Origin of the sequence: Methylobacterium nonmethylotrophicum, from assembly GCF_004745635.1 — a bacterium.
In the GTDB taxonomy this organism is placed as follows: Bacteria; Pseudomonadota; Alphaproteobacteria; order Rhizobiales; family Beijerinckiaceae; genus Methylobacterium; species Methylobacterium nonmethylotrophicum.
In genome coordinates this window covers 105,199-118,257 of sequence record NZ_SRLB01000011.1, presented here as the reverse complement: position 1 = coordinate 118,257, position 13,059 = coordinate 105,199, and the positions used below count along the sequence as shown (strand labels likewise).

The 13,059-nt window shown below is 72.5% G+C and carries 12 protein-coding genes; 9 read left to right on the top strand and 3 right to left on the bottom strand.

Annotated elements, in window-relative coordinates:
* Positions 1 to 155 precede the first annotated feature (155 nt).
* From EU555_RS16335 to EU555_RS16325, 3 genes are read right to left on the bottom strand one after another with little or no spacing between them, the layout of a single operon-like run.
* Positions 156 to 1,088 carry an ABC transporter permease gene (locus EU555_RS16335; protein WP_135415896.1) on the bottom strand — a complete coding sequence of 311 codons (933 nt, stop codon included), beginning with the start codon at positions 1,086 to 1,088 and terminating at the stop codon, positions 156 to 158.
* Entirely contained in the window at positions 1,054 to 2,013 is a 960-nt protein-coding gene (locus EU555_RS16330) for an ABC transporter permease (protein ID WP_135415894.1), read from the bottom strand. The genes EU555_RS16335 and EU555_RS16330 overlap by 35 nt, the downstream gene beginning before the upstream one ends.
* A gap of 10 nt (positions 2,014 to 2,023) precedes the next feature.
* Positions 2,024 to 3,817: a peptide ABC transporter substrate-binding protein gene (locus tag EU555_RS16325; RefSeq protein ID WP_135415892.1), complete on the bottom strand. Its 1,794-nt coding sequence runs from the start codon at positions 3,815 to 3,817 to the stop codon at positions 2,024 to 2,026.
* Positions 3,818 to 4,020: 203 nt separating this feature from the next.
* Here EU555_RS16325 and EU555_RS16320 point away from each other — a divergent pair, with 203 nt between their 5' ends.
* From EU555_RS16320 to EU555_RS16280, 9 genes are all read left to right on the top strand, one after another.
* Positions 4,021 to 5,439 (top strand): M20 family metallopeptidase, encoded by a 1,419-nt coding sequence (locus tag EU555_RS16320; protein WP_135415890.1) that lies wholly within the window; start codon positions 4,021 to 4,023, stop codon positions 5,437 to 5,439.
* A gap of 84 nt (positions 5,440 to 5,523) precedes the next feature.
* Entirely contained in the window at positions 5,524 to 5,880 is a 357-nt protein-coding gene (locus tag EU555_RS16315; protein ID WP_135415888.1) for a tRNA-binding protein, read from the top strand.
* Between the two features lie 59 nt (positions 5,881 to 5,939).
* A complete protein-coding gene (locus EU555_RS16310; protein ID WP_167858564.1) occupies positions 5,940 to 6,260 on the top strand; it encodes a helix-turn-helix domain-containing protein in 321 nt (106 codons plus the stop codon).
* An 82-nt stretch (positions 6,261 to 6,342) separates the two neighbouring features.
* Entirely contained in the window at positions 6,343 to 6,972 is a 630-nt protein-coding gene (gene ureG / locus EU555_RS16305; protein WP_135415885.1) for an urease accessory protein UreG, read from the top strand.
* Positions 6,973 to 7,755 (top strand): hypothetical protein, encoded by a 783-nt coding sequence (locus EU555_RS16300; RefSeq protein WP_135415883.1) that lies wholly within the window; start codon positions 6,973 to 6,975, stop codon positions 7,753 to 7,755. It begins immediately after the preceding gene.
* Positions 7,756 to 7,920: 165 nt separating this feature from the next.
* The gene (locus EU555_RS16295; RefSeq protein WP_135415881.1) at positions 7,921 to 9,150 is read left to right on the top strand and encodes an MFS transporter; all 1,230 of its coding nucleotides are present in this window, start codon (positions 7,921 to 7,923) and stop codon (positions 9,148 to 9,150) included.
* Positions 9,147 to 9,989, top strand: a complete 843-nt coding sequence (locus EU555_RS16290; RefSeq protein WP_135415879.1) for an alpha/beta fold hydrolase — start codon at positions 9,147 to 9,149, stop codon at positions 9,987 to 9,989. The genes EU555_RS16295 and EU555_RS16290 overlap by 4 nt, the downstream gene beginning before the upstream one ends.
* A 293-nt stretch (positions 9,990 to 10,282) precedes the next feature.
* A complete protein-coding gene (locus tag EU555_RS16285) occupies positions 10,283 to 11,755 on the top strand; it encodes a hypothetical protein (protein WP_135415877.1) in 1,473 nt (490 codons plus the stop codon).
* 88 nt (positions 11,756 to 11,843) lie between these two features.
* Positions 11,844 to 13,016, top strand: coding sequence for a TAXI family TRAP transporter solute-binding subunit (locus EU555_RS16280; protein WP_135415875.1), 1,173 nt, complete (start codon positions 11,844 to 11,846; stop codon positions 13,014 to 13,016).
* Positions 13,017 to 13,059 lie beyond the last annotated feature (43 nt).

Below are 13,059 nucleotides of genomic sequence, written 5' to 3'. Positions count from 1 at the left end.
CGCGACCTCATCCTGAGGTGCGAGCTTGGCTCGCCTCGAAGGAGACCTCCAGCAGCCTCCTGGGGATCTGGAGCCCTCCTTCGAGGCTGGGCGATCTGCGATCGTCCAGCACCTCAGGATGAGGTCCAGGGTGGGGATGACGATGGTGTCGGCCCTCACAGCACCCGCCGCGGGTCGAGGGCGTCGCGCAGGCCGTCGCCGATGAAGTTGATCGACAGGACGGTCAGAAAGATCGCGGCACCCGGGAACAGCGCCCAGTGCGGCGCGACGTCGAGGTGGTCCTTGGCGTCGTAGAGGAGCCGCCCCCAGGTCGGGATGTCGGGCGGAAAGCCGAGGCCGAGGAACGACAGGGTCGATTCGGCGATGATCGCCGACGACACCTCGATCGTCGCCGCGACGATCACGGGCCCGATCGCGTTCGGCAGGATGTGACGGGTGACGAGGTGCCAGGACGTGGCGCCCTGCGAGCGCGCCGCCTCGACGAATTCCTTCTCGCGCAAGGACAGGAACTGCGCCCGCACGAGGCGCGCCACCGGCATCCAGCGCAGGCCCCCGATCACCGCGACGATCATCACGAACACGCCGCCCTCGACCCCGAAGACCTGCTTCAGCTGGTCGCGGAAGAGATAGATGACGAGGAGCAGGAGCGGCAGCTGCGGCAGCGACAGGAAGAGGTCGGTCAGCCACATCAGGACGGGATCGAGGAAGCGCCGCGACATGCCGGCGAGCGCGCCCACCACCACGCCGACGAGGGTCGCCACCACCATCGCGGCAAAGCCCACGGCGAGCGAGATCCGCCCGCCATAGATCATCCGGGCGAGCAGGTCCTGGCCGAGGTCGTCGGTGCCGAGCGGGTGGGCCCAGGACGGGCCCTGGAGCGTCGCCGCGAAGTCGATCTCGTCGATCGCCACCGGCCAGATCCAGCCGCCGACGAGGACCGCGAGGACGAGCAGGCCCAGTACCCCCGTGCTCACCACCGCGAGGCGGTGGCGGCGGAAGCGCCGCCAGGTGTCCCGCCCCGAGGCCGCCGGGGCGGGCGCCGGCGCGTCCGCCTCAGCGGTAGGAGATGCGAGGGTCGAGCCAGCCATAGAGGAGGTCCGCGACGAGGTTGAACAGGACGACGAGGCAGGCGAACACGAAGGTGACGGCCATCACGACCGGCGTGTCGTTGGCGAGCATCGCGTTGATGAGGAGCGAGCCGATCCCGGGGATCCGAAAAATCTGCTCGGTCACGATGGCGCCGCCGAACACCGCCGGGATCTGCAGCGCCACCAGGGTGACGACCGGGATCAGGGCGTTGCGGGCGATGTGGCGCACCGTGACGGTGCCGTCCGACAGCCCCTTGGCGCGGGCGGTGGTGACGTAGTCGAGGCGGGCCACGTCGAGCACCGAGGCGCGGACGTAGCGGGTGTAGGAGGCGGCCTGGAAGAAGCCGAGCACGCAGACCGGCATGATCGCCTGCCGGACATGCTCCCAGACCCAGCGCCAGCCCGTCGCCGCGATGTCGGCCTGGTAGACGAAGGGCAGCCAGTCGAGGGTGAGGCTGAACAGCAGGATGAACAGCAGGCCGGTGAAGAAGGTCGGCAGCGAGAAGCCCACGAAGGCGAGCGTGTTGGCCACCTGGTCGAAGACCGAGTAGGGCCGGATCGCCGCCAGGATGCCGACCGGCACGGCGACGATGAGCGCCAGCACCTGCGACGAGCCGACCACGAAGAGCGTGGTCGGCAGGCGCTGGAGGATCAGGTCGTCGACGTCGACGCGGCTGGCGAAGGAGAAGCCCCAGTCGCCCTGGAGCATCGCGGTCAGCCAGTGCAGGTAGCGCACCAGGATCGGGTCATCGAGGCCGTACTTGGCGCGCAGCGCCTCGCGCACCTCCGGCGGCACGTTGGGGTTGGTGGCGAGCTCGCCGAACGGGTCACCCGGGGCGAGCGCCAGCACGGTGAACAGGATGAGGCTGATCCCGAGGAGGCTCGGGATCGCGATCAAGAGGCGGCGGAGGAGGTAGGCTCCCATCTTTGGCCCTTCACGCCTGCTTGTACCACTCGGCCAGGAAGGTCAGCGAGTTGTCCCAGCCGGTCGAGGGCGCCTGCATCTTGCCGCCGACCGCCGAGACCTGGGCGCGGTGAAGGAGCGGCAGGACGTAATCTGCGACGATCAGGTCGTTCATCTTGATGAACAGGGCGGCGCGCTTGACGAGATCGAGCTCGCCTTGCGCTTGCCGGTAGAGGGCGTCGACGTCCGGGTTCTGCATCCGGCAGATGTTGCGGCCCTGCCACTTGTTGGCCTTGGTGGCGGCCTCCCAGGAGACGTATTGCAGCCCGAACACCGCCGGATCGGCCTGCGACATGTTCCAGGTATACATCTCCATGTCGGCGTAGAAATGCGGATAGGTGTCCGGGTTGGCGACGTCCGAGGAGAAGAACACCGAGCCGGGGACCGACTTCAGCTCCATGTCGATGCCGGCCTTCTGGGCGGCCTGCTTGATGATGGCCTGGGTCTTCTGGCGCGGCGCGTTGATCGAGGTCTGGAAGAGGAATTTCAGCTTCTTGCCGTCCTTGGCGCGGATGCCGTCGCCGCCCTTCTTCCAGCCGGCTTCCTCGAGGAGCTGCGCCGCCTTGTCGGCGTCGAACGCGAAGGAGGTGTTCTTCGACACGAAGGGAGCCGGGCCGTTGAAGACGTTGGCGGTGGCCCGCCCCGTGCGGCCGTAGATGAATTGCTGGATCGCCGCCCGGTTGACGAGCAGGTTCATCGCCTTGCGCACCGCCGGGTCCGAGAAGGCCGGGTGCTTGGTCTTGAGCGAGGCGCGCTCGCCGTCGACCTCGACGTTCGGGTCGGTGGCGTTCAGCAGCAGGAACTCGAGGTTGCCGCCATACACCATCTCGACCCGGCCCTTGCCCTCGGCCTCGAGCCGCTTGAGGATCTCGTCCTCGACCTGCATGTTCCAGGCGTAGTCGTACTCGCCGGTCTGCAGCACGGCGCGGGCGGCCGAGACCGCGTCGCCGCCGCCCTTCATCTCGACCGAGTCGAAGAACGGCCGGTTCGGCACGTGGTAGTCCGGGTTGCGCACGCCGCGCAGGATGTCGCCGGGGCGGAACTCGCTGAACTTGTAGGGGCCGGTCCCGACCGGCGCGAGGTTGGCCGGCGCGTCGCGGGACTTGTCGCCGGTATAGTCGGCGAAGACGTGGCGAGGGATGATCATCCCGGCGCTCGACACGAAGGCGTCGGCCCAGAACGGGGTCGGCTTGTCGAACGTCAGCTTCACCGTCAGGTCGTCGACCTTCTCGACCTTGACGTCCTTGTAGCTGCCGCCGGTGACCGCGGCGGTGGCCGGGTTGGCGGCGTATTCCGCCGTGAACACCACGTCGTCGGCGGTGAAGGGCTTGCCGTCGTGCCACTTCACGTTGGGCTTGAGCTTCCAGGTCACCGAGCGGCCGTCGGCCGCGACGCCGCCATTCTCCTTCGACGGGATCTCGGCCGCCAGGATCGGGAAGAGGTTGCCGTCGGCATCCCAGGCCGCCAGCGGCTCGTAGAAGATGCGCGAGCCCTCCTGATCCTTGGTGCCGATGGCGAAGTGCGGGTTGATCAGGGTCGCGGCCTGCCAGAACAGCAGCTTGAGCGGCCCGCCGCCGCCGGCCTTCGCCGGCTTGTAGGCGTCGCGCAACGGATTCGCCGCGAAGGCGACGCCGTTCTGGGCGAGCATCATCCCGGCCATCGGCGCGGAGAGGCCGAGCGCCACCATCCGGCGCACGAAGCTGCGCCGCGACAGGCTCCCGTCCTTCACCTCGCCGATCAGCGTCCGCAGGTCATGCTCGGTCATGAACGGTCACCCTTCTGGCTGGCCTTGAACTGGCCGGCAGCATCGCGCCCGCGGTTCCGGTCCGCAAGCCGCTGCGACAAAACTCTTCCAGCCATTCGCAATTCGCGCGCCACGCCCGCTTCGGCCGCGCTTGAGCCGGCCCGCCGCCTGCATGAGTCTCCGCCGCAAGGCGGCCCGCGGGCTGCGCATCGGAGGAGCCCCCCATGGACAACCGCAACGCCGTCTGGCGCCAGGTCGACGCCCACAAGGACCGGCTGATCGCCCTCTCGAACGAGGTCTGGGGCACGCCGGAGGTCTGCTACACCGAGACGCGGTCCGCCGCCGCGCACGCCGCCGAGCTGCGCCACCAGGGATTCCGCGTGCAGGAAGGCGCCGCCGGCATCCCGACCGCGGTGATCGGCGAGGCCGGCGAGGGCGGGCCGGTCATCGCGTTCCTGGGCGAGTACGACGCGCTGCCGGGCCTGAGCCAGGAGGCGGGCGTCGCGCGGCATACCCCCATCGAGCAGGGCGGCCACGGCCATGGCTGCGGGCACAACCTGCTCGGATCGGCGGCGCTGCTCGCCGCCACCGCCATGAAGGACTGGCTCGCGGCAGAAGGCCTGCCGGGCCGCGTGCGCTACTACGGCTGCCCGGCGGAAGAGGGCGGCGCCGCCAAGGCCTTCATGGTGCGGGAGGGCCTGTTTTCGGACGCCGACGCCGCCGTCACCTGGCACCCGTCGAGCTTCTGGGAGGTCACCCCTCCCCTGTCGCTCGCCAACACCCGGGCCGACTTCGTGTTCACGGGCCGCGCCTCGCACGCGGCGGCCGCCCCGCATCTCGGGCGCTCTGCCCTCGACGCGGTCGAGCTGATGAATGTCGGTGTCAACTACATGCGCGAGCACATGCCGAGCGACGCGCGGGTGCATTACGCGCTCCTCGACACCGGCGGCATCGCCCCGAACGTCGTCCAGGCCCATGCCCGGGTGCGCTACTCGATCCGCGCCCGCGACCTGCCCGGCATGCGCGACCTCGTGACCCGCGTGCGCAAGATCGCCGAAGGCGCGGCGCTGATGACCGAGACCCAGATGGAGATGCGCATCGTCAGCGCGGTCTCGAACCTTGTCGGCAACACGCCGCTGGAGGAGGCCCTGCACGGGGTGATGGAGGATCTCGGCACGCCCCATTTCGACGAGGCCGACCGCGCCTTCGCCAAAGAGATCCGGGGCACGCTGACGCCGCAGGACATCGCGGCGGTCTACCACACCATCGGGCTGCCGGTGACCGACGCGCCCTTGGCGGATTTCCTGGTGCCCCTCGACGCCCGCCGCAACCCGGCGATCGGCTCGACGGACGTCGGCGACGTGAGCTGGGTGGTGCCGACCGTCCAGGCCCACGCCCCGACGGTGGCGGTCGGCACCCCGTTCCACACCTGGCAGGTGGTGGCGCAAGGAAAGACCCCGGCCGCCCACAAGGCGATGGTGCAGGTGGCCAAGGCCATGGCGGCGCTCGGCGCGCGCCTCGCCACCGACGCCGCCTTGCGCGACGCCGCGAAGGCGGACCTGAAGGCCCGCACCGGGCCGGAGGGCTACGTCTCGCCCCTGCCGGCGGAGGTGCAGCCGCCGCTGACGATGTCGGTGGGGTGAGGGACCGTCGGTCGCGGAATGGAGACCGCATCGCCCGCCTCGGCTATGGATTGCGGCGCCGCCTCCCTCCAGCCAGGCCCCGTCATGGACCAGACCCACCCGCCGACCCCGATCGCCATCGACGACTTCCTGAAGCTCGACGTGCGGGTCGGCACCATCGTCGAGGCGGCGCCGATCCCGCAGGCGCGCCGGCCGGCCTACCGGCTCGTCATCGATCTCGGCGACGCGCTCGGCTTGAAGACATCCTCCGCCCAGGTGACGGTGCACTACACGCCCGAGGCCCTGATCGGCCGGCAGGTGCTCTGTGTCGTCAACCTGCCGCCGCGCCAGGTCGGCCCGGTGCGCTCCGAGGTGCTGACCCTCGGGGTGCCGGACCAGGACGGCGCGGTGGTGCTGATCGCGCCCGAGCGGCCGGTGCCGAACGGCGGGCGGCTGTACTGAGTCTTGATGCAGATCGACCAACCGGCGAGAACGAGGATGGGCGATAATCCCGGATGAGCATGCGGACCAAGACGTATCGCAGTGATCTCCTCGGCGCACTGCATCAGGGAGCCGAGGACCTTCACGCGATCGGCGCCATCGACAGGGCGACCTTGCGCCGGTTCGATCTGAGCTGCCTCACGCCGGTCGAGCCGCTGGCTCCGGACGCCATCCGGGCGATCCGCGAGCGGGCGCAGATGAGCCAGGCGATCTTCGCCCGGGCGCTCAACGTCACGACCTCGCTGGTGAGCAAGTGGGAGCGCGGCGAGACGAAGCCAGGAGGTGCCTCGCTCAAGCTGCTGTCGCTCGCGGCCCAGAAGGGCATCGACGCGATCCTGTGAAGACGCCTTGACCCTGGCAAGCATCCTGCGATGAGCCGGCATTGCCTCGACCGGGCGACACCCTGAGGAGATCGAACACGTCATGACCTCCAGCCACGGCCCCAGTTCTGCCCATGGTCCTTTGCGGGTCGGCATCGGCGGCCCGGTCGGGTCGGGCAAGACCGCCCTGATGGAGGGCCTGTGCAAGGCCCTGCGCGAGCGCTACGACCTCTGCGCCATCACCAACGACATCTACACCAAGGAGGATGCGCGCCTCCTCACGGTGGCCGGCGCCCTGCCGGAGGAGCGCATCATGGGCGTCGAGACCGGCGGCTGCCCGCATACGGCGATCCGCGAGGACGCCTCGATCAACCTCGCGGCGGTGGCGGAGATGCGCCGGCGCTTCCCCGCCCTCGACCTCGTGCTGCTCGAATCCGGCGGCGACAACCTCGCGGCCACCTTCTCGCCGGAGCTCGCCGACCTGACGATCTACGTCATCGACGTGGCGGGCGGCGAGAAGATCCCGCGCAAGGGCGGGCCCGGCATCACCCGCTCGGACCTCCTCGTCATCAACAAGACCGACCTCGCGCCCCTCGTCGGCGCCGACCTGAAGGTGATGGAGGAGGACACGAAGCGCATGCGGGGCCAGCGCCCCTACGTGTTCGCGTCCCTGCGCCACGGCGACGGCGTCGAGGCGGTGGCGCGCTTCGTGGTGGAGGCCGGCGGCCTGTAGGTGCTCCTCGACCTCCTGCACTGGCTCGCCCTGCCGGCGTCCCTCACCGCGCGGCGGCTCGGCCATGCCGGCGACAGCGTGCGGCTCGCCGCGCGCTCGCGGCGCTGCCGCCGGGCCTGGGCGCCGCACCTGGCTGCGGCGCAGGACGCGGTGCGGGCGGCGATGGAGAACCTGCCCCGGCGCGACACCATCGTGGTGCTGGGCTCGGGCCTCCTCGACGACGTGCCGATCGACGACCTGGCCGGGGCGTTCCGGCGGGTGGTGCTGGTCGACGCGGTCCATCCCTGGCGGAGCCGCTGGCGGGCGCGAGCCCACCGCAACGTCGCGCGACTGACCTTCGACCTCAGCGGCACGGAGGGCCTGCTGCTCGGCCGCAGCGACGCCTTCGGGCCGGCCCTGCCGCCGGTCTGCCGCGAGGCCGACCTCGTGGTGTCGGCCAACCTCCTGTCGCAGCTGCCGATCCTGCCGGTCGCGCGGCTCGAGGCGGCGGGCCGGCTCGGGCCCTGGACGGACCCCGACGCCTTCGGGCGCCGCATCGTGGCGGCCCATCTCGACGCGCTTGGGAGCCTCTCCGCCCGCACCTGCCTCGTCACCGATCTCGACGAGGCCGAGGAGGACCGGGACGGGCGGGTGCTGGAGCGGATCGACCTCCTCTACGGCATCGATCCGGGGCCGGCGCCGCGCCACTGGGACTGGGTCCTGGCCCCGTTCGGCGAGGCGTCGCGCGACCGCCGCCTCGTGCACCGCGTCGCGGCCTGGCCGGACTGGCGGCCGGGAGCATGACATGAAGGCATGCCGGCGCGCGGCGAAGGCGGCTTCGCGCGGGGCCGCGAGGCGTCTACGGTCCCTCGGCGGGTGGACTGTCGAGCGCGGGCTTCCCTCTCCCGTGTGGGAGAGGGGTTCCCCGCGCTCAATCCCTCCACCGCGCGAGGGGGGAAGGCCTTGACGATGACCCGCGACGACAGCCCGGCGGCCCCGCTGGCCGAGGCGCCGGCGGAAGCCTACTGGCGCCGCAACCTCGCGGTCTGCGTGTTCGGCTCCTTCACCACCATCGTGGCGATGACGCTGCTGCTGCCGTTCCTGCCGCTCTACGTCGAGGAGCTGGGCGTCAAGGACCAGGCGGCGATCGTGCAGTGGTCGGGCGTCGCGTTCGGGGCGACCTTCTTCAGCGCCGCCCTGGTGGCGCCGCTCTGGGGGCGGCTCGCCGACCTCTACGGCCGCAAGCTGATGCTGATCCGCGCGAGCCTCGGCATGGCGGTGGCGATGTCGCTGATCGGCATGGCCGGCAATGTCTGGCAGCTCGTGGCCTTGCGGCTGCTCGCCGGGCTCCTGGGCGGCTACGCCTCGGGCTCGACGGTGCTGGTGGCGACCCAGACCCCGAAGGACCGCTCGGCCTGGGCGCTCGGCACGCTGGCCTCCGGCATCATGGCGGGCAACCTCGTCGGGCCGCTCGTCGGCGGGGTGCTGCCGCCGCTCATCGGCATCCGCGCCACGTTCCTCGCCGCCGGCGCGGTGATCTTCCTGGCCTTCCTGGCCACCCTGCTCCTGATCCGCGAGGAGCCGCGCCCGCCGCGCTCGGCGCGGGCCGGCGGCGGCTTCTCCAGCATCCCGGACAAGCGGCCGGCGCTCGCCATGCTGGCCACCGGCATGCTCCTGATGCTGGCGGTGATGTCGGTCGAGCCGATCATCACCGTCTACGTCGCCGAGCTGACCCCCGATCCCGCCCGTGTCACGCTGATCGCGGGGCTCGCCATGTCGGCCACCGCCTTGGGGAGCATCCTGTCGGCGCCCCGCCTCGGGCGGCTTGCCGACCGGATCGGCCCCTGGACCGTCATCACCGCGAGCCTGACCGTCTCGGCGATCCTGCTGGTGCCGCAGGCCCTGGTGACGAGCGACTGGCAGCTCGTGGCCCTGCGGTTCCTGATGGGGCTGGCGCTCGGCGGGCTCCTGCCCTGCATCGCCAGCGTGATCCGCCACTCGGTGCCCGACCGGGTCGCCGGGACGATGCTTGGCTATTCGACCTCGTCGCAGTACGTCGGGCAGGTTTTGGGGCCGCTCATGGGCGGGTTCGTGGGCGGCCATGTCGGCATGCGGGCGGTCTTCCTCGGCACCGCGGTGCTGATGGCGCTCGGCGCCGCCGGCACCGCCCTGGCGCGGCCGAAGGGGATCAGGGCGTGAGCGACACGGGGCTGGTGCGGCGGACCATCGAGATCGGCGACCCCTCCGGCGGGCGCCTCGCCGCCCTGGAGTTCGGGCCGGCGGAGCGGCCCCTCGACGCGCTGCTGCTCCACGCCAACGGCTTCAACGCCCGCACCTACCGCAGCCTGCTCGAACCCCTCGCCGACCTGCACGTCCTGGCCTACGACCACCGCGGCCACGGCCGGACCACCCTGCCGGCCGAGCCCGCCGGGCGGACCGACTGGTGGGACGTCACGAACGACCTCATCGCGCTCCTCGACCGGCTGGAGGCGGGCCCGCTGGTGCTGATCGGCCACTCGATGGGCGGCACCGCCTCGCTGCTCGCCGCCGCCGAGCGGCCGGAGCGGGTGCGCCGCCTCGTGCTCCTCGATCCGGTGATCCAGCCGCCGGAACGCCGCGGCGAGGGCCATGCCGGCCTCGCCGAGGGCGCGCGGAAGCGGCGCAGCACCTTCCCGTCCCGGGAGGCGGCGCTCGCGGCCTACAGGGGCCGCGGCGCCTTCCGCACCTGGCCGGAGGCGCCGCTCGCCGATTACGTGGCGGACGGCTTTCACGATGCGCCGGACGGCGTGACCCTCGCCTGCACCGGGGCCTGGGAGGCGTCGAGCTACCTGGCGCAGGGTCACGACCCCTGGGCGGCGCTGGCGCGCCTGTCCTGCCCGGCCGAAGTGCTGCGGGCCGAGACCGGCAGCACCTGCGCCCTCGATGCGAGTCCGCGCCCGGACGTGACGGTCGAGACGGTGCCGGGCACCACCCACTTCCTGCCCTTCGAGGCGCCCGAGCGCGTCCGCGCCGCGATCCGGCGGGCCGTCGCGGGCTGACGGCTCCGCCGGTCACATACGACGTCCACCTTTGCGTTCGAATAAAGATAGAGCGCGTCTCCCCTCTCCAGGCGATGCCGGGCTTGCCCGGTATCGCCTGGAGAGGGGATCCCGCGTTTTGTTCTTACCGTAGTAGATCAAGCGAAAAGCGTATCGGACCTCCCCCGGAAAGAGGAAGCGCCACCGCTCCCCCCGCTCCCATCGCGCAGATAGCCCAGGGCCGCCGGCGCGGCCCAATGTCGGCCGCACGCGGCGGTCCGGACGATCGCCCGCTCGGGCGTGAGGAGCGCGGGATGAAGTTCTGGCTCGGCCTGGCCGCGTGCCTGGCACTCGCGGCGATCGGCCTGGCGCTCAACCTGGAGGGAAGCCCTCAGGACGGAGCGGCGGCCGCAACCTGGCACCACCCTTCGCTCCCCGACACGGCCGACCTCACCGAGGCGGACCGGGCCGGCGTGCCGCGCCAGATGCAGGCGCGCGTCATCCTGGCCCGCCAAGCGGGCGATACGGCCCGCCAAGCGGGCGATACGGCCCGCCAAGCGGACGGCACGGCTCGACAAGCAGACGATCCAGTCCGCCCCACGGCCAGACCCGCCGAGCCCGCCCCCGACGCCGTGGCGGAGGTGCGGCGGCAGGCCGAGGTGCGGGTGCGGCAGGCGGAGGCCGAGGCGGCCGCGAGCCGGCAGCGCCTGGAGCAGGAGGAGGCGCGGGCCAACAGCCTCTCGGATGCCGCGATGGCGGCCAGGCGCGACCTGATCGCCGCCCGGGCGGAGGCCGAGGAGCTGCGGGCGCGGACGATGCAGGACCGCGACGCCGGGCCGGCACGGACGGCCGTTGCCGCCGAGGAGGCCCGGAGGGACGCGGAGGGTGCGGCCGAGGGGCGCCGGCAGGCGCTCGCGGGGGAGCGGGCGCGGGCGGACGAGCTCGCCGAAGCCCTGGCGGAGTCGCGCCGGCGCGTCGCCGCGCTCGAGACCGCCGCCGAGGCGGCGCGGCTCGCCCACGCGGCGCAGGAGGAGATGGCAGCGCGGGAGCGGGCGATGATGCGGGCGGGCCTGCGCCGCCTCGCGGTGGCGTTGCGCGCCGCGGAGGTCGCCCGGTCGGAAGCGGTGGCCCGCGAGGCGCAGGCCGCCGGCGCGCGCGACCGGGCCGAGCAGGGGCGCCAAGCCGCCGAGCGGGCGCAGGCCGAGACCCGCGGGCGCCTCGAGCGCCTGCGGGACCGTGTCGAACGGGTGAGCGAGGCCCGGCCGCCGGAGCCCACGCGGGCGCTCCAGGCCCGCCTGAGCGCGGCCCCGCGCGGCGGTGGCCTGCCTTTCCGCGCCGTGCCGCCCGCTGCCGCGCCATCCCCGCCCCGGCCGGCCCCCATCGAGCCCATCGATGAGGCGCGGCTTCTGGCGCGGGTCGCGGCCCTGCTCGGGCGCGGCGACATCAGCGGGGCGCGGCTCTTCCTGACCCTCGGCGTCCGGGCCGGCAGCGCCCGGGCGACGGCGCTCCTCGCCGAGACCTACGACCCGGACCGGCTCGCCGCCCTGCAGGTGCGAGGCATGCGCGGCGATCCCGAGACCGCGAGCGCCCTCTACCGGCAGGCGCGGGCGGGGCGGGACCAGGAGAACCGGAAGCAAGAGGACCGAGGGCCGGGCGAGCCGGCCAGGCAGGGCGGACCCCGGCGGACCCCGGGCTGGACCGACCCCGTCCGCCAGGCCGGCCTGCCCGGTGCCCTCGTGCAGGGGCCCTTCGTGGCGCCCCTGGCCGCCCCGTGGGCGGGCGAGTGAGGGCCTCCGGCGCTCCCGGCCGCCGTCGCCCGCCGCGGGAGGGTCGCGGGTGCGCGGGAGAACCCCGCGAGCGAGGGGGAGATGCCGCATGACACGCCGCGCCGCCGCGATCTGGCTCGCCCTCCTGCTGCCCTGGCGCGTCGGCGAGGCCGGCGCGCAGCCGGCCGATCCCCCACCCGCCGCCGTGCCGGCCCCGCCGCGGCGGGCCGCCCCGGCCCGGCCGCGGCCCGCCCTCGTGCGCGAGACCGCCGAGGACGTCGCGCTCGGCAGCCACCTCAACGCCAACACCGTGGCGGTGATCTCGGGCACGCCCGGCGGCACCTATTTTCGCATGGCAAGCGACCTCGCCTTCGTGCTCGACGGCTTCAAGGACCTGCGGGTGCTGCCGGTGATGGGCAAGGGCGCGGGGCAGAACGCCTACGACCTGCGCTACCTGCGCGGGATCGACATCGGCTTCGTGCGCACCGATTCCCTCGACCAGCTGCGCAAGGACCGGCGGGTCGGCAACGTCCAGGCGCACATCGCCTACATCGCCCGGCTGTTCAACGACGAGCTGCACGTCGTGGCGCCGCGGGAGATCACCGACATCCGCCAGCTCGCCGGCCGGAAGGTCAGCTTCGACGTGCGCGGCAGCGGCACCGACATGTCCGGGCGGGCGATGTTCTCCGGCATCGGCCTCGCCGTGGAGGCGGTCAACGTCGACCAGCCGGCGGCGCTCGGCATGCTGGAGCGGGGCGAGCTCGCCGCTCTCGTGTCGGTGGCGGCCAAGCCCGTGGCGGTGCTGGCCGAGTTCCAGGGCGGCGGCCGCTTCCACCTCCTCGCCGTGCCTTTCGCGGGCGCCGCCGCCGAGAGCTACATGCCGGCGGAGCTGACCCATGCCGACTATCCCCTCCTCGCCCCCGAGGGGAGCCCGGTGCGCACGCTGGCGGTCGGCACCATCCTGGCGGCCTATAACTGGCCGAAGGGCAGCGAGCGCTACGGCCGCATCGCCCGCTTCGTCGACGCCTTCTTCAGCCAGTACGACGCCTTCCTGAAACCGCCCCGCCACCCGAAATGGCGTGAGGTGAACCTGACCGCCGAAGTGCCCGAGTGGCAGCGCTTCCCGGCGGCCAAGGAATGGCTGGAGCGCCGCGGCGGCCCCGCACCGGAGGCGGCCTCCGGCGAGGTGGCACAGTTCCTGGCCCAGCGCCGCCCCTCCGGCGAGGTCGACCGCGACCAGCTCTACCAGGAATTCCTGCGCTGGCGGGAGGGGCGGCGGTGAGAATCTGCTCGACCTGAGCGATGGGTTCCATCCTATCCGCGAC